This is a genomic window from Stenotrophomonas sp. NPDC077420 (genome assembly GCF_044543385.1).
GTDB lineage: Bacteria > Pseudomonadota > Gammaproteobacteria > Xanthomonadales > Xanthomonadaceae > Stenotrophomonas.
On record NZ_JBITVZ010000019.1, the window covers coordinates 1 to 18,567 of the forward strand.

The 18,567-nt window shown below is 67.8% G+C and carries 14 protein-coding genes and 1 pseudogene; 9 read left to right on the top strand and 6 right to left on the bottom strand.

Going from position 1 to position 18,567, the window contains the following annotated elements:
* From sucC to ACIGII_RS16370, 4 genes and pseudogenes are all read left to right on the top strand, one after another.
* Positions 1–521: pseudogene (sucC, locus tag ACIGII_RS16355) on the top strand (succinate--CoA ligase subunit beta); the annotation flags it as partial.
* Positions 522–542: 21 nt separating this feature from the next.
* Positions 543–1,418 carry a succinate--CoA ligase subunit alpha gene (sucD, locus tag ACIGII_RS16360; RefSeq protein WP_399639931.1) on the top strand — a complete coding sequence of 292 codons (876 nt, stop codon included), beginning with the start codon at positions 543–545 and terminating at the stop codon, positions 1,416–1,418.
* A 148-nt stretch (positions 1,419–1,566) separates the two neighbouring features.
* On the top strand, positions 1,567–3,201 hold the full coding sequence (locus tag ACIGII_RS16365; protein ID WP_399639933.1) for an NAD+ synthase: 1,635 nt from the start codon (positions 1,567–1,569) through the stop codon (positions 3,199–3,201).
* 101 nt (positions 3,202–3,302) lie between these two features.
* A complete protein-coding gene (locus tag ACIGII_RS16370) occupies positions 3,303–4,097 on the top strand; it encodes a hypothetical protein (protein WP_399639936.1) in 795 nt (264 codons plus the stop codon).
* Between the two features lie 368 nt (positions 4,098–4,465).
* Here ACIGII_RS16370 and ACIGII_RS16375 read toward each other — a convergent pair whose 3' ends face one another.
* Positions 4,466–5,350: an outer membrane protein assembly factor BamD gene (locus ACIGII_RS16375; RefSeq protein WP_399639939.1), complete on the bottom strand. Its 885-nt coding sequence runs from the start codon at positions 5,348–5,350 to the stop codon at positions 4,466–4,468.
* A gap of 116 nt (positions 5,351–5,466) precedes the next feature.
* Between ACIGII_RS16375 and rluD the strand changes: the two genes are divergently transcribed.
* From rluD to ACIGII_RS16390, 3 genes are all read left to right on the top strand, one after another.
* Positions 5,467–6,462, top strand: coding sequence for a 23S rRNA pseudouridine(1911/1915/1917) synthase RluD (rluD, locus tag ACIGII_RS16380; RefSeq protein WP_399639942.1), 996 nt, complete (start codon positions 5,467–5,469; stop codon positions 6,460–6,462).
* Entirely contained in the window at positions 6,462–7,268 is an 807-nt protein-coding gene (gene pgeF / locus ACIGII_RS16385; RefSeq protein WP_399639945.1) for a peptidoglycan editing factor PgeF, read from the top strand. The genes rluD and pgeF overlap by 1 nt, the downstream gene beginning before the upstream one ends.
* An 83-nt stretch (positions 7,269–7,351) precedes the next feature.
* Positions 7,352–7,738, top strand: a complete 387-nt coding sequence (locus ACIGII_RS16390; RefSeq protein ID WP_399639948.1) for a thiol-disulfide oxidoreductase DCC family protein — start codon at positions 7,352–7,354, stop codon at positions 7,736–7,738.
* A gap of 27 nt (positions 7,739–7,765) precedes the next feature.
* Here the strand turns inward: ACIGII_RS16390 and ACIGII_RS16395 are convergent, their stop codons facing one another.
* The 5 genes from ACIGII_RS16395 to ACIGII_RS16415 all read right to left on the bottom strand — a co-directional run bounded on the left by ACIGII_RS16395 (position 7,766) and on the right by ACIGII_RS16415 (position 15,824).
* Positions 7,766–9,037, bottom strand: a complete 1,272-nt coding sequence (locus tag ACIGII_RS16395) for an OmpA family protein (protein ID WP_399639950.1) — start codon at positions 9,035–9,037, stop codon at positions 7,766–7,768.
* 298 nt (positions 9,038–9,335) lie between these two features.
* Positions 9,336–10,703: an alpha,alpha-trehalose-phosphate synthase (UDP-forming) gene (gene otsA / locus ACIGII_RS16400; RefSeq protein WP_399639952.1), complete on the bottom strand. Its 1,368-nt coding sequence runs from the start codon at positions 10,701–10,703 to the stop codon at positions 9,336–9,338.
* Positions 10,700–12,481, bottom strand: coding sequence for a glycoside hydrolase family 15 protein (locus ACIGII_RS16405; protein ID WP_399639955.1), 1,782 nt, complete (start codon positions 12,479–12,481; stop codon positions 10,700–10,702). The genes otsA and ACIGII_RS16405 overlap by 4 nt, the downstream gene beginning before the upstream one ends.
* A 23-nt stretch (positions 12,482–12,504) precedes the next feature.
* A complete protein-coding gene (gene otsB, locus ACIGII_RS16410; protein ID WP_399639958.1) occupies positions 12,505–13,266 on the bottom strand; it encodes a trehalose-phosphatase in 762 nt (253 codons plus the stop codon).
* Between the two features lie 110 nt (positions 13,267–13,376).
* Positions 13,377–15,824, bottom strand: a complete 2,448-nt coding sequence (locus ACIGII_RS16415) for a TonB-dependent receptor plug domain-containing protein (RefSeq protein ID WP_399639961.1) — start codon at positions 15,822–15,824, stop codon at positions 13,377–13,379.
* Positions 15,825–16,079: 255 nt separating this feature from the next.
* Here ACIGII_RS16415 and ACIGII_RS16420 point away from each other — a divergent pair, with 255 nt between their 5' ends.
* Positions 16,080–16,559, top strand: coding sequence for a DUF3574 domain-containing protein (locus ACIGII_RS16420; RefSeq protein WP_399639964.1), 480 nt, complete (start codon positions 16,080–16,082; stop codon positions 16,557–16,559).
* Positions 16,560–16,703: 144 nt separating this feature from the next.
* The gene (locus tag ACIGII_RS16425) at positions 16,704–18,425 is read left to right on the top strand and encodes a thiamine pyrophosphate-dependent enzyme (RefSeq protein ID WP_399639967.1); all 1,722 of its coding nucleotides are present in this window, start codon (positions 16,704–16,706) and stop codon (positions 18,423–18,425) included.
* Positions 18,426–18,567 lie beyond the last annotated feature (142 nt).

The following is an 18,567-nucleotide window of genomic DNA, read 5'->3' on the forward strand; positions in this document are numbered from 1 at the left end:
CCAGCGACGCCCCCGCCGCGTTCCGTCAGAAGGCGCGCGTCGCCATGCGCGACAAGACCCAGGAAGACGAAACCGAAGTGACCGCTTCGGAGCTGGACATCAACTACGGCACCATGGACGGTAACATCGGCTGCATGGTCAACGGCGCCGGCCTGGCCATGGCCACCATGGACGTCATCAAGCTCAACGGCGGCGAGCCGGCGAACTTCCTGGTCGTGGGCGGCGGTGCTAACAAGCAGCGCGTCATCGAAGCGTTCAAGCTCATCCTGTCCTCGGACAAGGTCGAAGGCATCTTCGTCAACATCTTCGGCGGCATCGTCCGCTGCGACATGATTGCCGAAGGCATCATCGCCGCTGTGAAGGAAGTGGGCGTCAAGGTTCCGGACGTGGTGCGCCTGGAAGGCACCAACGTGGAAGAAGGCAAGCAGCTGCTGCGCGACAGCGGCATGGCCATCATCCCGGCTGACAACATCAACGACGGTGCCAAGAAGGTCGTTGAAGCTGTCAAGAACGCCGCCTGATCCGACACCGAAGGAATAACAATGTCTGTTTTGATTAACAAGAACACCAAGGTGATCGTGCAGGGCTTCACCGGCCAGCAGGGCACCTTCCACGCCACTCAGATGATCGAGTACGGCACCCAGGTTGTTGGCGGCGTGACCCCGGGCAAGGGCGGCACCACCCATATCGACCTGCCGGTCTTCAACACCGTGGCCGACGCCGTGCAGGCCACCGGCGCCAACGCGTCGGTGATCTACGTGCCGCCGCCGTACGCGGCTGACGCGATCCTGGAAGCTGCGGCTGCCGGCATCAAGGTCATCGTGTGCATCACCGAAGGCATTCCGGTGCTGGACATGCTGCGCGTGAAGAACGTGCTGAAGCTCTCGCATCCGGACACCGTGCTGATCGGGCCGAACTGCCCCGGCGTGATCACCCCGGGCGAGTGCAAGATCGGCATCATGCCGGGCCACATCCACAAGCCGGGCAAGATCGGCATCGTGTCGCGTTCGGGCACCCTGACCTATGAAGCGGTCAAGCAGACCACCGAAGTCGGCCTGGGCCAGTCCACCTGCATCGGTATCGGTGGCGATCCGATCAACGGCCTGAATTTCGTTGACTGCCTCAAGCTGTTCAATGAAGACCCGCAGACCGAAGGCATCATCATGGTCGGCGAAATCGGCGGCGACGCCGAGGAAGAGGGTGCCGAGTACATCAAGAACCACGTGAAGAAGCCGGTCGTCGGTTTCATCGCGGGCGCTTCGGCTCCGGCCGGCAAGCGCATGGGCCACGCCGGTGCGATTGCATCGGGCGGCAAGGGCACTGCTGAAGGCAAGTTCGCCGCCATGGAAGCGGCCGGTGTGGTCACCGTGCGCTCGCCGGGCGACCTGGGCGCGGCCATCGCCAAGCTGGTCAAATAAGCGCGCCGGCCGCAATGCGGCCAACCACGCGTAGCGCCGACTGTCAGTCGGCAAAGGAAAAGCCGCCCCCAAGGGCGGCTTTTCTGCTTTTGCAGTCCGGCGAACCACCAGCGCTACAATGGGCCATCGCAACCACAGGCGGCACCCCATGACGTCGATCCGCATTGCAATGGCCCAGTTCGATTTCCCGGTCGGCGCGGTCGAACGCAACACCGACACCATCATCGCGATGATCGCCGAGGCGCGCGATGAGTTCGGTGCCGACCTGGTGGTGTTCCCGGAACTGGCGATCAGCGGCTACCCGCCCGAAGACCTGCTGCTGCGCCCGCGCTTCCTGTACGACTGCCAGGTGGCCATGGGCCGAATTGCCGAATCCACCGACGGCATCACCGCGGTGGTTGGCTGGCCCGAGGCCACCGGGGCAGTGGTCTACAACGCCGCCAGCGTGCTGCGCGACGGCGAGGTGCTGCACACCTACCGCAAGCGCGAACTGCCCAACTATGCAGTGTTCGACGAACGCCGTTACTTCGACATCGACCCCGATGGCGGCAGCTGCGTGTTCGACCTGAAGGGCGTGCCGGTCGGCGTGCTGGTCTGCGAGGACCTGTGGTTCCCGGAACCGCTGGCCGACACCGTGCGCCACGGCGCCGAACTGGTGGTGATTCCCAATGCGTCGCCGTACGAGCGCGGCAAGCACGCCCAGCGCGACGCGCTGCTGGCTGAGCGCACCCGCGAAACCGGCGCGGCGCTGCTGTACGTCAACATGGTGGGCGGGCAGGACGCACTGACCTTCGATGGCGCCTCGGTCGTGGCCGACGGCGATGGCACCGTGCACCCGGCCGCGGCGGCGTTCACCGACCAGTGGCTGGTGGTGGACTACGACGCCGAAAGCCGCCGCTTCCTGCCGCGCGAGTGGATGGACGACGGCGACGAAAGCATGGACGCGCTGGCCTGGCGCGCGGTGACCCGCGGCATCCGCGATTACTGCGGCAAGAACGGTTTCAAGAAGGTGTGGCTGGGGCTGTCCGGCGGCATCGATTCGGCCCTGGTGCTGGCGATGGCGGTGGACGCGCTGGGTGCGGACAACGTCACCGCGGTGCGCTTGCCCTCGCGCTACACCGCGGACATGTCCAACGACCTGGCCGCCGAGCAATGCCGCGCGCTGGGCGTGAAGCTTGAAGCAGTATCGATCGAGCCGGTGTTCGAAGGCCTGATGACCGCGCTCGGTCCGATGTTCGACGGCCAGCCGGCGGATGTGACCGAGGAGAACCTGCAGTCGCGCGCGCGCGGGGTGATCCTGATGGCGCTGTCCAACAAGTTCGGCGGGCTGCTGCTCACCACCGGCAACAAGAGCGAGTACGCGGTCGGCTACGCCACCATCTACGGCGACATGTGCGGTGGCTACGCGCCGCTGAAAGACCTGTACAAGACCGAGGTGTTCGGCTTGTCCAAGTGGCGCAACACGGTGGGCGGCGCGCCGGTGATCCCGCCGGCGGTGATCGCGCGGCCGCCGTCGGCCGAGCTGCGCGCCAACCAGACCGACCAGGACTCGCTGCCGGCCTACGACGTGCTGGACGGCATCCTGTACCGCTACGTGGACCAGGAGCAGTCGCGCGAGGAGATCGTCGCCGCCGGCTACGCCGCCGAGGTGGTCGACCGCGTCCTTCGTCTGGTACGCACCAGCGAGTGGAAGCGCCACCAGGCCGCCCCCGGCCCGAAGGTGTCGCGCCGCGCCTTTGGCCGCGAGCGCCGCTACCCGATCAGCAACGGCTACAAGGGCTGAGCGATTCGCGGAAGCGCGTTGGCGGCATCTGGCTAGAGTTGGGGGTTTTCCAGGAGATCCCCGATGCAGAATGCTTCCACGCCGTTGCTGCAGGGCGTCGCATGACCACGCCCATCCACACCCACCGCCATACCTTCCGCGAGGCGCTTTGGTGCAAGGCCGACAACAAGACGCTGTCGTCCAAGTCCCTGCGCAAACTCACCCGGATCGCCAACCGCGAGTTTGGCGGACGCACCGAGGGTGTGTTCGGCAAGGGACGGTCGAAGGAGGGCACGTTCAACGGCGATGCGGCCGGACTCCGCCATGCCATTTCCAGCCACCTGCAATACGTGCGCTCACCGAAGCTGCGGCAGGTGATGGGCGGATGGCTCGCTCGGTTGCCTGCAGTGCACGTACATGCGGGTGGGCGCGCGATGCACTCCGGCGACACCGGCGTCGGCCAACGCCCGGGGGTCGATCCCATGCAGCGTCTCCACACGGTCGATCGCGCACCGGCACCCGCTGCATGGCATCCGGGCCCTGCGGTGGACATTCCGGAACCGGATTACGCGTCGGGCGACGAGGTCACGATGGTGCAGCTGCCGGACGAGGGCGCGGCTGCCGTGGACATCCCCATGCCGGACTACGAGGGTGCAGCCCTGGAATCCGCCCATGGTGAGGATCTGGCAGAAGTGGAGATTCCGCCAGAAGACTACGACGACGAGGACGACATGACGCAGCGTGCGACGGGCGGCAGTGGGCCCGACCCGGCACCGGTTCCGCACGCCGCCACCGTGACGGCACCAGCGCCTGGGGCGGATTCCGAGGACGAGACCGCTTCAGAGTCCGAGGCGCCGGTGCAGCAGGAAAAGCGCAAGGTCCACTTCAGCGATGAAGTCACGGTGTTCGGTCAGTAGTCGGGTACAGGAATCGCGGGATAGCCGCGAATGGCGCCGGGGTAATCCGGCGCCGGTTCCGGGGCTGGCGCGCTGGGCCGGACGGGGCGTAAGGCGGGCGCCGCGTTGCTGATGTGCGTGGCCAGCAGGGTTGGCCGACGCGGCCGCATGAGCGCAGCCGAAGGAGCGGGCGAAGGCGCCGCGGGCGGGAGACGATGGATGGGCATGGGGCCTCCTGGAAAGGGGAATTCCAGTGTGGCGGTTGTTGCGTATGCAGAACTGGCATGGGCGTCCCAACTGGCCGCAGTCGCAATCATTCCGATCTTACTGCCCAAACAAAAACGGGCAGCCGATGGCTGCCCGTTGGTCTACTGCATCTGCCGCTGGAATCAACGCCGATTCATGGTCGCATTGCGCTGCCCGGTGCTAGCCGACTTCTCGCCGGCGAACGGGTTCAGCTTGCGGATCATCCACGGGTACTTCGGCCAGTTGCCCTGCAGCCACGGATGTTCGGGCTGGTTGAGTTCGAGCACGCGGCGTGCGTCGTCTGCGAGGGTCTTGTTGCCCAGGTGGGTATAGGCTTCGCCCAGCGCGGCTACCGCGTCGTACTGGAACGCGCTCTGCGGGTAGGTTTCCAGCAGGTAGTTGGCGCGACCGGCGGCGGACACATAGGCCTCGCGGCGCAGGTAATACAGCGCGTTGTCCAGCTCGTGCTGGGCGAACACGTCGCGCAGTTCCAGCATGCGGTTGCGCGCGTCGGCGGCGTAACGGCTGTTTGGGTAGCGCTCTACCACGATGTTGAAGTCGGCGTACGCCTGGCGCGGGGTGGACAGGTCGCGGCGGCTCGGGTCCAGCGACCACACGCGGCGCAGGAACACCGTGTTGCGGTTGCTGTTGGCCAGGCCACGCAGGTAGTACATGTAGGCGATGTTGCGGTGGGTCGGGTAGGTGCGGATGAAGCGGTCGATGCTGGACACCGCGTCATCGTGCTTGCCGGCCTTGTACTGGGCATAGGCGGTTTCGATCATCGCCTGCTCGGTGTAGGGGCCGTACGGGTACTGGGCGATCAGGCGGCGGAAGGTGGCCTCGGCACCGCTCCAGTTGCCCTTCTCCATCAGGCCATGGCTCTTTTCATAGATCGTTTCGACCGGCTGGCCTTCTTCCGGGTTGTCACCCTTGGCGCCACGGTGGCAGCCGGTGGAAACAAGGGCCAGGACCAGCATCAGGGCCGCGGTGCGGAGGGGCGCGGACAGCAGGGAAGAGCGTCGGATCATGGGGTCAGGGCGGGACGCGGCTGGAATACGAAGGGTCGATGATAGCCTAGTGGCCTGTCCTGCGACTGAAAGTGGTCGCCCGGACCCCCAATTTGTCTTCCTGCGGTGTGCTCCCCATGTCCGATAACGCTTCTGAAACCGACTCCTCCCGCCAGGCCACGGTGCCCGATACCGCCGCAGGGCGGCGCTTTGACGCCGTGCTGGCCGAACTGTTCCCCGAATTCTCCCGGTCCAAGCTGACCGAGTGGATCAAGTCCGGCGACGTGCTGCTGGACGGCAACCCGGTGCGCGGCCGCGACCCGGTGCGCGGCGGCGAGGTGGCCACCCTGCATGTCGTGCTGGACACCCAGACCCATGCCGAGCCCGAAGACATCCCGCTGGACATCCTGTACGAGGATGAACACGTTTACGTGATCAACAAGCCGGTCGGGCTGGTGGTCCACCCCGGCGCCGGCAACCCCAGCGGCACCCTGGTCAACGCGCTGCTGTTCCGCGACCCCGGGCTGTCGGTGCTGCCGCGCGCGGGCATCGTCCACCGCCTGGACAAGGACACCAGCGGCGTGATGGTGGTGGCCCGCACGATCCAGGCGCAGACCGCGCTGGTGGAGCAGCTGGCGGCGCGCAACGTGCACCGCCAGTACCTGGCGGTGGTGGTGGGCGCGCTGGTGTCCGGCGGCACCGCCGACGCCCCGATCGACCGCCACCCGCGCGACCGCATCCGCATGGCGGTGCGCGAGGACGGCAAGGACGCGGTGACCCACTACCGCCTGCGCGAGCGCTTCCGTGCCCACTCCGCGCTGGAATGCCGCCTGGAAACCGGGCGCACCCACCAGATCCGCGTGCACATGGCCCACCTCAAGCACGCCATCGTCGGCGATTCGCTGTATGGCGGCGCGCTGAAGCTGCCCAAGGGCGCCAGCGACGAGCTGGTGGCCCAGCTGCGCGGCTTCAAGCGCCAGGCCCTGCATGCCGAAACGCTGGAATTCGCCCACCCGATCACCGGCGAGCCGATCCGCAACAGCGCGCCGGTGCCGGCCGACATGGTGGCGCTGATGGATGCGCTGCGCGAGGACACCAAGCGCGTGGCCGAACTGGAGCGCGGGCGCCGCTGATGACCAGGCCTGCCTCCCCGCCGTCCGTGGCCCACGCTACCGTGCCGGTGCTGGCGGCGGACTGGGCCGCCCCGCCCGGGGTGCAGGCGCTCACCACCCTGCGCCACGGCGCGGGTGGCTCGTTGCCGCCGTTCGCGCAGTTCAACATGGGCAACCGGTATGCCGCCGACGGCGATGATCCGGACCAGGTGGAGCGCAACCGTGCCCTGCTGCACGACGGCCTGGGCCTGCCCGCGGCACCGCACTGGCTGCGCCAGGTGCATGGCACCGGCGTGCTGCGCTTCGAGGGCCCGCCCGGTGCCATCGGCGTGGACGCCGAACCCACCGCGGATGCGGCGGTGACCTCGGTGCCGGGAGTGGTGCTGGCCATCCTTACCGCCGACTGCCTGCCGGTGGTACTGGCCGCGCGTGATGGCCGCGAAATCGGCGCCGCACACGCCGGGTGGCGCGGGTTGGCCGACGGCATGCTGGAGGCCACCGTGGCCGCCATGCACACCGCGCCCGGCGAGCTGCAGGCCTGGTTGGGCCCGGCGGCCGGGCCGGCCCTGTACGAAATCGGCGAAGACGTGTTCACCGCGTTCGTGGACCGCGATGCTGGCGCGGCGGCGGCGTTCAGCGCCTCCCGGCCAGGACACTGGAAGGTGGATCTGTACGCGCTGGCCAGGCGCCGGCTGGCGGCCGCCGGAATGGACCCGGCCGCGATCAGCGGCGGGCAGCATTGCACCCTGGCCGACCCGCAGCGCTTCTATTCGCATCGCCGTGACCGCCGCACCGGGCGCATGGCGACGCTGGCCTGGATGACGTGATGCCACGGCCTGCGTGTCAGCCAGGGGAACCGGGCCCGGCGCTCAGCCACGCAGCGCGTGGCTCTACGGGGGATGCCGGTGCGGTGATCGTGTTCGATGGGGTCTGCACGTTGTGCAGCCGCTGGGTGAAGTTCCTGCTGCGCTTCGACCGGAAGGGGCGGTACCGCTTCGCGGCGATGCAGGGCGCCCATGGGCGCGCCCTGTTGCAGCAGCACGGCCTGGACCCGGATGACCCGTTGTCGTTCCTGCTGGTGGAACACGGTCGCGCCTGGTCGGACACCGACGCCATCGTGCGGGTGCTGGCCGGGCTGGGTGGGGTGTGGCGGGGGGCGCGGCTGCTGACGCTGTTGCCGCGCGGCTGGCGCGACCGCGCCTATCGCGCGCTGGCGCGCAACCGTTACCGCTGGTTTGGCCGGCATGCGCAGTGTTACCTGCCCACGCCGGCACAGGCCGCGCGCTTCCTCGATTGAGCCCCCGCAGCCACGCCGGGCGTGGCGCTACTGCAGGATCAAATACTCGATGCGCCGGTTGCGGTCGCGGCCGCTGTCCAGCCGGTTGTCGGCCACCGGGTGTTCTTCGCCATAGCCACGCGGCACCAGCATGTCGGCCGGGACGCCCTGCGCCTGCAGTTCGGCCACCACCACGTCGGCGCGCTGCTGGCTCAGCTGCAGGTTGGTTTCGGCCGCGCCCAGGCTGTCGGTATGGCTGCCCACTTCCAGCCTCACGCCCGGGTCCGCCGCCAGAATCGCCTGCGCACTGGCGCGCAGCAGATCGTGGCCGTCGGCACGCAGCCTGGGCGATTTGTGCACGAACCGGAGCGTGCCCTGGTTCAGTGCGGCGACCAGTTCCTCCGGCGCTGGCGTGGCGGGCAGCTGCGACAGCGCCACGCGTCCGGCGTCCCACAGACCACTGATCTGCAGGTGGCCGAAGCCGCGGCGCAGGCTGTCGGATACGGCAATCCTGTCGCGTGGGGGCAGACGGGTCATGTCCACATGCAGGCTGTCGCCGTTGAACGACAGCGACAGGCCCGGGTAGCGCAGCAGCGGAACCAGGTTGACCAACCGGTCCAGCCAGCGCGGCGTTTCGGCCTGCGGGTCGCGCAGGATGTCGCCGCTGACCTTGCCCTGGCCGTACTGGGCCACCAGCGCGCTCCACACCCTGCGCCGGTCGGCCTCGCCGGGCAGGCGCCCGCGTACGTCGATGACGCCGTGGTTGTTGACCAGCGACAGGCGCGGCGGGCTCTTCTGGTCGGCCTGGGCCGCCACGGTGCCAGGGCTGACCCGGGTCTTCTGGTGGATCCAGCCGGTCAGGCACAGCAGGGCCCCGGCCACCATCACCCAGAGCAGGCCGCGCAGGGCGGTACCGCGGACCAGGCGCAGGGTCGGGCCATGGCGACGTGCCGGGGGCGATGCGGGGGTGGGCGCAGGCGGCGTGCGTGCCTCCTGCTCCAGCACGTCCAGCAGGCCCGGCAGCAGGTCGGAGGCCACCACCGCGAACATGCCGGTGGGAAACGCGGCGCGTCGCGCCAGCACCGCCAGCTCCTCGCGACCGACCACGCTTTCGAGCTGGCTGGCGAGCAGGCGCGGCGGCCGTCCGTCGCCGGGGAAGCGGGTACCCAGGCCCACCGCGTCGAAGCGCCGGCGCAGGCCGTGAACACCGTCGGGCAGGCTGCGTATGTAGTCGACCAGCACCTCCACCAGGCTGCGCGCGCGGTGGCCCAGGCCCATGTGCAGGGCGGTGTCTTCGATGAAGCGTTCCAACAGTGACATCAATCTGATTCCCGAATGCACGACCCATGCGGCATGCACGGGCTCTGCGGGCGTCAATGTCGGGACGGCCTGTCAATGCGAAATGAAAGTTGCACACGCCAAAGGTTGCGTATTGCGACGCGGATAGGCCGATTTAGGATGCCTATCGATGCGGGGCAGCGCGGCACGGGCGTCCGGCGCTGCGGGAGTGCAGAAAACGACACACTCCTAAAAAACGTGCATCACGCGGAATGATGCACCTGGCAGAGGCAATTCCGCGCCAATTGCGACAGCTTGCGCTGCCCCATTTCTGTCGTAATCAGCCGTTTTCCAGCGCCTGCAGGTACGACTGGCGCCAGTGGTTGATGTCGTGCGTACGCAGGTGCTCCATCATGGCGTGCCAGCGTTCCACCCGTTTGCGCAGCGGCATGGTGGCGGCGGTGGCAATGGCATCGGCCACCCCGTCCAGGTCGTGCGGGTTCACCAGCAGCGCCTGCTTCAGCTCGTCGGCGGCACCGGCCAGCAGCGACAGCACCAGCACGCCGGGATCCTCCGGATCCTGCGAGGCCACGTATTCCTTGGCCACCAGGTTCATGCCGTCACGCAGCGGCGTGACCAGCCCGACCGCCGCAGCGCGGTAGAACCCGGTCAGGGTGGCATGGGCGAAGTTCTGGTTCACATAGCGCAGCGGGGTCCAGTCCGGCTCGGCAAAGCCGCCGTTGATATGCCCGGCGATCTGCTCCAGCTGGCTGCGCAGCTGCCGGTACTCGGTGACATCGCCGCGCGACACCGGGGCGATCTGCAGGTAAGTCAGGCTGCCGCGCTGGTCCGGGTGGCGCTGCAGGTAGCGCTCGAAGCCCAGGAAGCGTTCGGGCAGGCCTTTGGAGTAATCCAGCCGGTCCACGCCGATGGCCAGCTGGCGGTCGCGCAGGCTGTTGCGCAGGTCGCGCACGGCCGGTTTGGCGGCCCCGGCCTTGGCCTGGCGTTCGATGTGGGCGGTGTCGATGCCGATGGGGAACGCGGCGGCGCGGAAGCGGCGCCCGCCCGGTGCCTCCAGCAGGCCGTCGGGGAGCACCTTGCCGCCGGCGAACAGGCGCACGTACGACTGGAAGCGGTCCGCGTCGCGCTGGGTCTGGAAGCCCACCAGGTCGTAGGCATAGAGGCTGGAAAACAGCCGCAGATGGTCGGGCATGGCCTGCAGCAGGTCGGCCGAGGGCATCGGCACGTGCAGGAAGAAACCGATGCGGCACCCGATGCCGCGCTCGCGCAGCAGCGAGGCCAGCGGAATCAGGTGGTAGTCGTGGATCCAGACGATGTCGTCTTCGCGCAGCAGCGGCGCCAGCTTTTCGGCGAACAGGGCGTTGACCTGGCGATAGGTTTCGCGGGTGGCCCGGTCGTAGTCGACCAGGTCCAGGCGGAAGTGCAGCAGCGGCCACAGCGTGCGGTTGGCGAAGCCGTTGTAATACCCGTCCACGTCCCGCTTGTTCAGATCCATGGTGACGTAGCGGATGTCGCCTTCGGTCTGCTCGTGCAGCGCGCCGCTGGCTTCCTTCACCGCCTTGCCGCTCCAGCCAAACCATACCCCACCGCGTTCCTTCAGCGCCGCCAGCAGGCCCACCGCCAGCCCGCCCGGTGCGGCCACGCCGGGCGCGGCGACACGGTTGGAGACGACGACCAGGCGGCTCATGACGCCTCCTGCCAGCTGCGCGACAGGCGCATGGCGGCGGTGACCAAGCCCACGTGGGAGTAGGTCTGCGGGAAGTTGCCCCAGGCTTCGCCATTGTCGAAGGCGAGGTCTTCCGACAGCAGGCCCAGGTGATTGCGCCGTTCCAGCAGCATTTCGAACATGTCGCGGGCTTCGTCCAGGCGACCGATCGCGGCCAGCGCGTCGATGTACCAGAACGTGCAGATGGTGAAGCTGGTTTCCGGCTCGCCGAAGTCATCGGGGGCCACGTAGCGGTACAGCGCATTGCCGTGCTTGAGGTCGCGGCCGATCGCTTCGACGGTGGCGACGAAACGGGCGTCGTCCGCGCTGATGAACCCGATGTCGGCCAGCAGCAGCAGCGAGGCATCCAGCCGATGCCCGCCGTAGGTGTCGGTGAAGTGACCGAGTTCGTCGCTCCACGCTTCCTGCATGATCCGGGCGTGGATGGTGTTGGCGCGGTCGCGCCAGTACTCGGCGCGGTGGTCCAGTTTCAGCCGCACCGCGATCTTGCACAGGCGGTCGCAGGCGGCCCAGCACATCGCGCTGGTATACGTATGCACTTCGGTGCGGCCGCGGAATTCCCACAGCCCGGCGTCGGGCACGTCGTGCAGCGCGAAGGCCTGCTCGCCCAGCGGTTCCAGCCGCGCGAAGGTATGGGTATCGCCCGGGTCCTGCAGGCGGCGGTCGAAGAACAGCTGGGTGGAGGCCAGCACCACGCTGCCGTACACATCGTGCTGGCGCTGTACCCAGGCCAGATTGCCGCGGCGAACCGGGCCCATCCCACGGTAGCCATCCAGGCTGGCCACTTCGCTTTCTTCCAGCTTGGCCTCGAAGCCGATCCCGTACAGCGGCTGCAGGCTGCCGTCGGTGGTGGCCAGGTTGAAGATGTAGCCGAGGAACTGTTCCATGGTGCGGGTGGCGCCGAGCCGGTTGAGCGCACGTACCACGAAGGCGGCGTCGCGCAGCCAGCAGTAGCGGTAATCCCAGTTGCGTATGCTGCCGGGCGCTTCGGGGATGGAGGTGGTCATCGCGGCGATGATCGCGCCGCTGTCTTCGTACTGGCACAGCTTCAGGGTGATCGCGCTGCGTATCACCGCGTCCTGCCATTCCAGCGGAATGGACAGGTAACGCACCCACTCGCGCCAGTAGTTCTGGGTGCGCTGCAGCGACTCCTGCACGTAGCCGCTGAGCGAGCGGTTCAATGACTCGTCAACGCCCAGCACCAGATGCACCGGGTGGTTGAGCACGAACGGCAGTTCATCGCGCACCATGCGCAGCGGCACGTCGGTGGTCAGCCGCAGCACGTGGTCGGGCAGGATCCAGCGGATGTGGTTGCTGCCCCAGGTGGTATCCGGCACGCGGGCCCCCCAGTCGGCCAGCGGGCGCGCACGCACGATGATGCGGGGATTGCCGGAGAGCGGACGGACCTGGCGGATCAGGCTGACCGGCCGGTAGAAGCGCTCGTTCTGGCGCCAGCGCGGGGCGAAGTCGATGATTTCCAGCGAGCCGCCGTGCTTGTCATGCAGCACGGTGCGCAGGATCGCGGTATTGGTCAGGTACGCCTGTTCGCTGCTGACCAGGTCTTCCAGTTCGATGGCGAAATCGCCGCCGACCTGCTGGTTGGGCTGCAGCAGCGCGCAGAAGGTGGGGTCGCCATCGAAGGTGGGCAGGCAGCTCCACACCACGCGGGCATTGCGGTCGATCAAGGCGCCAAAGCTGCCGTTGCCGACCACGCCGAGGTCCAGATTGGAGGGGGTCATGGGGGGGGGGGTCTCTTGCGGATTCATTGAGCGTTCTGCCGCAGCCAGGCGTGCACGTCGCGCACGTGGGGCAGGGCGAACAGGGCGGCGCTGGGCTCGCGCTCGCCCACCAGTACGCTCCAGCCGTGCAGGGTGTTGGCGGCGTTGAAACCGAATTCGTCGGTAAGGTCGTCGCCGACGAAGACCGGTATGCGGCCGCGGAACGGTGCCTGCTGCATCAGCTGATGCACGGCGCGGCCCTTGTCGCTGCCTTCGGGCACGAATTCGACCACATGGTCGCCGGGCTGCAGGCGGTAACCGGGATGGCCGCCGACGTGCTGCTCGGCGAACGCGCGCACGTCCTGCGCGGCATGCGGTGCAGCGCGCCAGTGCAGCGCCAGGCTGCGACCCTTGTCCTCAACCAGTACGCCGGGATGGCCGTGTGCGAAGCGCATGGCCTGCTGATGCACGCCATGCAGCCATTGGCTGGTGTCGTCGCCTTCCGCGGCGGCGGCGCCAGCCTGTTCGCCGAAGCCACGCACCTGGTGGCCATGCAGTCCCGCCGCGGGCAGGTGCAGCGGCGCGAACAGGCGGTCCAGCTGCGCCAGGGGGCGACCACTGACCAGCGCTACCGCACCGGAAAGACGGTCGCTGATGCGACCGATGGCTTCGCGTACCTCGGGCAGCACGACCACCGCCTCGGGGTCGTCAGCAAAATCAATGAGGGTGCCGTCCACGTCAAGAAACAGCGCGCACGCAGCGTCCAGCAGTGGCGGCGTCGGACGTTGGGGGAAGTCGTTGGCCATGCGCGCCAACATGCCACCGGGAATGTGAAATCCCGGTGCGGACACGCATGTCCCACCGGGTTTTCATTCATCTCCGCCACCCGCGCAGCGCCGGGCGCTGCCCGGCTGCCTCAGAACGTATAGCGCACCCGCCCGTAGTAGTAAGCCCCATTGCTCCCGACAGGCGACAACACGTCATACGGCAGGTTCCCGTAGTAGTAGATGTCTTCATTGGACAGGTCCGAATAATTGTCGGTCAGGTTCTGCCCGCCCAGCGCCACGCTCCACTGCGGCGTGATCCGGTATTCCACTTCCGCATCCAGCTGCCACTCCGCCCCGTAGGTCTGGCGCGGCACGAAGCCATCGCCAAAGTTGAACACCCGGGTGACGCTGCCATAGCGGCTGAGCCGGCTGCTCAGCGTCCACCGGTCATTGGCCCAGGTGGCGGCCAGCTGCGCGCGCGTGCGCGGCGTGGCATCGGTCAGCGTATTGGTTTCCTCCAGGCCGAACAGCACGTACTCCGGGTCCAGCGCCAGCAGGCTGGCCGGCGTGGCCAGCACGTTCTTCAGCGTGGTCTTGTTGTAGGCATAGGTGCCGGTCAACAGCAGCTGGCCGTCGCCCAGTGCCTGCCGCCAGTTGGTCACCAGTTCGGCACCGCGCGTGCGCGTATCGGCGGCGTTGACGAAGAAGTTGGCGCTCTGCAGTCCGGCCACGCCGAACTGCTGCTGCGCGTAGTCGGTGAGCGCATCGCCGGTGATGCTTTCCGACAGCGCGATGCGGTCGTCGATGTCGATCTGGTAGAAGTCCAGCGACAGGTCGAAGTGGTCGCCGATGCGGCTGGTGAAGCCCAGGCTGGTGTTCACCGACTTCTCCGGCTTCAGGTCGGTGGCGCCCAACCCACGCGCGATCGGGTTGTTCACCGACAGGGTACGGCCCTGCACCAGCTGACCGGCGGCGTTGTAGCCGGTGGAGGTGGACTCGTAGCCGATCTGCGCCAGTGACGGCGCGCGGAAGTTGTTGGAGATCGCACCGCGCAGCGCGAACACCGGGGCGAACTCGTAGCGCAGGCCCAGCTTGCCGGTGAGCTCGCCGCCGTAGTCGTCGCTGTGCTCGTAACGGGCCGCGAGGTCGCTGGAGAAGTGGTCGCCGAACTGGCTGGACAGGCTGGCGTACGCGCTGGCGACGTCGCGGGTGAGCGAGGTGGCGTCCTGCGGGGTCAGCCCGCCGCCGGCCTGCGAGCCGGTCGGGCGGTCGGTGTAGGGCCCGGCGGCATAACTGGCCGGGTCGCCCGGACGGGTCTGGAAGTGGTCGCGGCGTGCTTCCGCGCCGAAGCCAAGGGTGTGGCTGTTGTTGCCCTGGCTGAACACCCGGCTCAGGTCAAGATTCCCCACGGTGAGTTCATTGCGGTAATCGCCGGTCTTGAACCGGGTCGGGCTGCCCGGGCCCAGCGAGGCGTTGAGCGAATTGCGCAGCCGGTAGGTGAAGTCGTTGAAGCCGTAATCCAGGCTGGCATCGTAGCTCCACTCGCCCCACTGGCCCTTGGCGCCGGCCACGGCCTGCACGTCGCGGTTTTCGCCTTCGGAGATCGGGCGGTAGCCGTTCGGGTACAGCTCGGTCCAGTTGGCGTCGCCGTCGGGATAGCGGAAGTAGTTGGCGCCTTCGCTGTCGCGCTGGTTGAAGGTGCTGAAGAAGTAGAACGTCGAGGTTTCACCGAACGGCAGTTCGGTGTTGATCCAGGCGTTGAGGTCCTTGGTCTTGCCATCGCCCAGCACGTAGTTGCGCTGGCCCTGCAGGGCCAGGTTCGCATCGGTCTGGTCCCACGGCGGAATCTGGTCGAAGCCGGCGCGGTTGGTGCCTTCGCGGTTCTTCAGCTCCAGGCCTACGCGCAGGAAACCGCCGTCTTCGCCCAGCCGGGTACCGACCTTGGCGCTGGCGAAGCTGGTCTGGCCGTCGGTGAGGGTGCGGTCGATCGGCTCCAGGTCGGTGTGGTTGGCACCGAAGCTGGCCTCGATGGCGCCGCCTTCCGGGGCGTCGTCCAGGATCACGTTGATCACACCGGCCACGGCGTCCGAGCCGTACAGCGCGCCGGCGCCGTCGCGCAGCACTTCGATGCGCTTGATCGCGCTGACCGGGATGGAGTTGAAGTCGACCGGGGTGGTGCCCTTGCCGATCTTGCTGTCGGTGTTCACCAGCGCGCTGGTGTGGCGGCGCTTACCGTTGACCAGTACCAGCACCTGGTCCGGCGACAGCCCGCGCAGCTGCGCGGCACGCACGTGGTCGGCACCGCCGGAGTTGGACTGGCGCGGGAAGTTGAATGAGGGCAGCAGCGCCTGCAGCGCGCTGCCCAGCTCGCCGTTCACTACCCCGGCACGACGGATGTCCTCTGCAGTGAGCACGTCCACCGGCGAGGTGGATTCGAGCACGGTGCGGTCGATGGCGCGGGTGCCGGTGACGATCACCGTGTCCAGCGTGGCGGGGGAGGCGGGCGCGTCCTGCGCATGGAGGTCCTGGGCGAGCAGGGGAGAAGACAGGACCAGGGCAATGGCAAGGCCAAGGCGCGACGCGGACGGACGGGACATGCAGGCTCCAGCAACAAAAACGGGGGGAGGGTGGCGCCGGGCGCTGCCCGGCTGGTCCCAGATGAAACTATTGTTCCATCCGGATGAAGCGATATATTATCTTGGCGTGATCACCACCTGTGATGCAAGTCCCAATACAGACGGCTATCAGCAGATAACCGGACGTGATCAGCATCGACCCCGGACCCTGTCCATGACGTAGCGACACGCCATGCGTGCCCCACGGAACCCTCGCAACACCCGGAGCCCCGCACCATGAAGCTTTCCCCCCTCCTTCTCGCCGCCTTCCTCGCCCTCGGCGGCTGCGCCACCACGGCCCCTCCGGCCTCGGGCGGCCCCGCATCCGCCACCGCCTCCCTGCAGGGCGACGCCGCCCGTCCGGATGCAGCGGCGAACTGGGTACGCAGCGAGCTGTACTTCGGGGTGGGCGAGGAGAGCGGTGCCTCGGATCGCCAGCAGACCGACGCGATCAGCGAGGCGCAGTGGCGCGCCTTCCTGGACAAGCAGGTGACCCCCCGCTTCCCCGACGGCCTTACCGTGTTCGATGCCTACGGCCAGTGGCTGTTCCGCGGCGCCAAGGAGCCCAACCGCCTGCGTACCAAGGTGCTGGTGGTGCTGCACGAAAACACCCCGCAGCGGCGCGCGGACATCGAGGCGATCCGCCTGGCGTGGAAGCAGGCAACCAAGCACCAGTCGGTGCTGTGGTCGCAGCAGGCGGTGGACGTGTCGTTCTGAGCGTGTACCGACCAACGGTCGGTACCTACCTTGTACCGACCAACGGTCGGTACCTACCTTGGTATGAAGGAGTGAGTATTCGCACGCGGGTGTCACCTTCGCGGGTCTAGGCTGGTCCTTCCCCCCGAACGTGGAAGTGCCGCCATGAGCAAGCGCGTTGCCGAAATCGTCGTCGATACCCTGCAGGCCGCCGGAGTGCGGCACTGTTACGGGATCGTCGGCGACACCCTGAACCATGTCACCGACGCGATCCATCGCAGTGGCATCGACTGGGTGCACGTGCGCCATGAAGAGGCCGCGGCATTCGCCGCCGGTGCGGATTCGCTGATCAGTGGCCAGCTGACCGCGTGCGCGGGCTCCTGCGGCCCGGGTGGGCTGCATTTCATCAATGGCATCTTCGAGGCCAATCGCAATCGCGCCCCGCTGGTGCTGATCGCCAGCCAGGTGGTCACCACCGAGCTGGGCATGGAGTTCCCGCAGGAAGTGGATTTCAAGGCGGTGTATGCCAGCTGCAGCGTGTTCTGCGAGCAGGTCTACAACCCGCAGCAGGCGCGGCGGGTGGTGGCACTGGCCTGCCAGGCCGCGATCAGCCGGCGCGGGGTGGCGGTGGTGATCCTGCCGGCCGACATCGCCGAAGCCGAGGTGAAGGATGACGTGCCGTTCTCGGTGCACCATGCCCAGCCGGTGCTGCGCCCCAGCGACGACGAACTGCAGCGCATTGCGGCGCTGATCGGCGAGGGCAAGCGCGTGGGCATCTACGCCGGTGCGGGGTGTGAGCACGCGCATGACGCACTGGTGGCGCTGGGCGCGCGGCTGAAGGCGCCGATCGCGCACACCTCGCGCGCCAAGGATTTCGTGGAATACGACAATCCCTACAACATGGGGATGACCGGCATCTTCGGCATCGAATCGGGCTATCACACCCTCATGGCGTGCGACACGTTGTTGCTGTTGGGGGCCGACTTCGCCTGGGGCCAGTTCTACCCGGACAAGGCCACCCTGATCCAGGTGGACCGCGACGGCAGCCACCTCGGCCGCCGCCATCCGGTCCAGTTGGGGGTGGTGGGCGACATCGGCCCCACCCTGGAGGCGCTGCTGCCGTTGCTGCCCGAGCGCGAGGACCGCAGTTTCCTGGACGAATGCATCGAGCATCGCGAGAAAGCGCTGGCAACGCGGGCGAAGGAGGAGCATCCCGGCGAGGGCAGCCTGATCCACCCGCAGCACCTCACCGCGCTGGTCGACCGCCATGCCAGCGAGGATGCGTTGTTCACCGCTGACTGCGGCTCGCCGATGGTGTGGGTGCTGCGCCACACGCGCGCCAACGGACGCCGGCGCACCCTGACCAGCCTGCTGCACGGCACGATGGCCAACGCCATGCCGCAGGCGCTGGGCCTGCAGAAGGCGTTCCCGGGGCGGCAGGTGATCTCGCTGTCCGGCGACGGTGGCCTTGCCATGCTGCTGGGCGACCTGCTGACCGCGGTGCAGGAAAACCTGCCGATCAAGGTGGTGGTGTACAACAACAGCTCGCTCAACTTCGTCGAGCTGGAGCAGAAGGTGCAGGGCCTGCTGGACAACTACACCGACCTGAAGAATCCCGATTTCGGCCGCCTGGCCGAGGTGATCGGTTTCTACGGCCGCACCGTGACCCGCAGCGAAGACCTGGAGCAGGCCGTGCAGGACGTGCTGGCCCACCCCGGCCCGGCGCTGCTGGACGTGCATACCAGCCCCACCGAGCTGGTGATGCCTGCGCAGGTGGAGGCCAAGCAGGTGGCCGGTACCGCGTTGTACGCGGCCAAGGCGCTGCTGCACGGGCGGGTAGGGGACGTGCGCGACCTGCTGGCCAACAATTTCCTCAACAAGCCGTAAGGGTGTCTGACGAACGTCACGACCAACGGTCGTGACCTACCGGCCAACGGCGGCAGCCCCGCCGGTAGGTACCGACCGTTGGTCGGTACGGACCCACGGCGGCAGCCCCGCCGGTAGGTACCGACCGTTGGTCGGTACGGAC

Excerpts from the sequence above, each read along its gene's own strand:
- ACIGII_RS16405 (WP_399639955.1), bottom strand. The coding sequence starts at position 12,481 with ATGACCCCCTCCAATCTGGACCTCGGCGTGGTCGGCAACGGCAGCTTT.
- ACIGII_RS16370 (WP_399639936.1), top strand. The coding sequence starts at position 3,303 with ATGACCACGCCCATCCACACCCACCGCCATACCTTCCGCGAGGCGCTT.
- ACIGII_RS16395 (WP_399639950.1), bottom strand. The coding sequence starts at position 9,037 with ATGTCACTGTTGGAACGCTTCATCGAAGACACCGCCCTGCACATGGGC.
- ACIGII_RS16425 (WP_399639967.1), top strand. The coding sequence starts at position 16,704 with ATGAGCAAGCGCGTTGCCGAAATCGTCGTCGATACCCTGCAGGCCGCC.
- rluD (WP_399639942.1), top strand. The coding sequence starts at position 5,467 with ATGTCCGATAACGCTTCTGAAACCGACTCCTCCCGCCAGGCCACGGTG.
- sucD (WP_399639931.1), top strand. The coding sequence starts at position 543 with ATGTCTGTTTTGATTAACAAGAACACCAAGGTGATCGTGCAGGGCTTC.
- ACIGII_RS16415 (WP_399639961.1), bottom strand. The coding sequence starts at position 15,824 with ATGTCCCGTCCGTCCGCGTCGCGCCTTGGCCTTGCCATTGCCCTGGTC.
- ACIGII_RS16420 (WP_399639964.1), top strand. The coding sequence starts at position 16,080 with ATGAAGCTTTCCCCCCTCCTTCTCGCCGCCTTCCTCGCCCTCGGCGGC.
- ACIGII_RS16365 (WP_399639933.1), top strand. The coding sequence starts at position 1,567 with ATGACGTCGATCCGCATTGCAATGGCCCAGTTCGATTTCCCGGTCGGC.
- pgeF (WP_399639945.1), top strand. The coding sequence starts at position 6,462 with ATGACCAGGCCTGCCTCCCCGCCGTCCGTGGCCCACGCTACCGTGCCG.
- ACIGII_RS16375 (WP_399639939.1), bottom strand. The coding sequence starts at position 5,350 with ATGATCCGACGCTCTTCCCTGCTGTCCGCGCCCCTCCGCACCGCGGCC.
- otsA (WP_399639952.1), bottom strand. The coding sequence starts at position 10,703 with ATGAGCCGCCTGGTCGTCGTCTCCAACCGTGTCGCCGCGCCCGGCGTG.
- otsB (WP_399639958.1), bottom strand. The coding sequence starts at position 13,266 with ATGGCCAACGACTTCCCCCAACGTCCGACGCCGCCACTGCTGGACGCT.